Source organism: Streptomyces sp. NPDC002130 (genome assembly GCF_040296465.1).
GTDB lineage: Bacteria > Actinomycetota > Actinomycetes > Streptomycetales > Streptomycetaceae > Streptomyces.
In genome coordinates this window covers 1-1,005 of sequence record NZ_JBEOXI010001325.1, presented here as the reverse complement: position 1 = coordinate 1,005, position 1,005 = coordinate 1, and the positions used below count along the sequence as shown (strand labels likewise).

Here is a 1,005-nt window from a genome sequence, read left to right as displayed (position 1 = left end):
CTCCGCCGGCCTCCAGCAGCCGGGCCGCGGTCAGGGCGCGGTCCAGGCGCGAGGTGAAGACGCCCGCGTGGAGGCTGTAGTCGATGGCGTTGGCCGAACGGAATCTCGCCGAGACCAGTGTCCTTGTTGTTGGAGAACCGCCATGGGAACAGTGCGACACCCTTGATCACTGGAATTTTGTATGGGGCCCGACCTGGTCGAACGAGTGCCGCGTCGGGCAACTTGCCGAAGGTCTCGAAACGCTCGAGAACGCCACTCCAGAACTCGCCGTAAACCCTCTTTGATCGGTGTCCGGATGCTTCCTGCGCATCCAATGAAGCCTCGTGTTCACTGCGAATGTGTTGGGCAACTTGCTCCCTAATATGGGGGCCGTACTCACCGAAAGTCTCCAGCGCCCACCAACGGCCAGCATCCACAGCTCCTCCTAAGTCTTAGTCCAGAAACCTATCATATGACTTTAGTTTTGAACCACATATGGCTACTTGACTTCAGGTTTGGGTAGTTGATTCCGAGTTGGTCCGCAGCCGGGATTACTCGAGAAGGTCTGCCAGGTGTCGCCCGTCATCGCCGCCGACCAACCGAAGGTTGAGTAGGGCGCGTGATGCTAAAGACAGTGGATCAACCCCATCGTTCAGTGAGGCGTGGATGATTCGGTCAAGTCCAGCGCCGACTAAAGGTGCAGCTGTTCGTAGGGTGGCTTGCAGGGCAACAGAGTTGGTGGAACCCCCGTGCATCAAGAGGTTGCGTTGTCTGTACAGCCGCCGAAGTGCTGTCGTGACATGTTTCGTTACGTCGCCAAGCGTGCTGCGCGGATTGTTTACCAGGCTCTGCATCCGTTGGGCTGCTGCGATGTCAGAGGGTCGTGTTAGCTCGAGTGAACGACCTGATTTAAGTGCATCAGCGACCAGTATGTCCGCGTAGGCGCGCTCGCCGGTGATGCACCACATCAGCGCGGTCTGGTAGGCGGCGGCGGAGTCGGCGACGGCCTGGTTCTGGAAGTTGGTC

At 58.8% G+C, this 1,005-nt stretch carries 1 pseudogene; it reads right to left on the bottom strand.

The window, feature by feature from the left end:
- Positions 1–530: 530 nt before the first annotated feature.
- Positions 531–1,005: pseudogene (locus tag ABT116_RS50680) on the bottom strand (hypothetical protein); the annotation flags it as partial.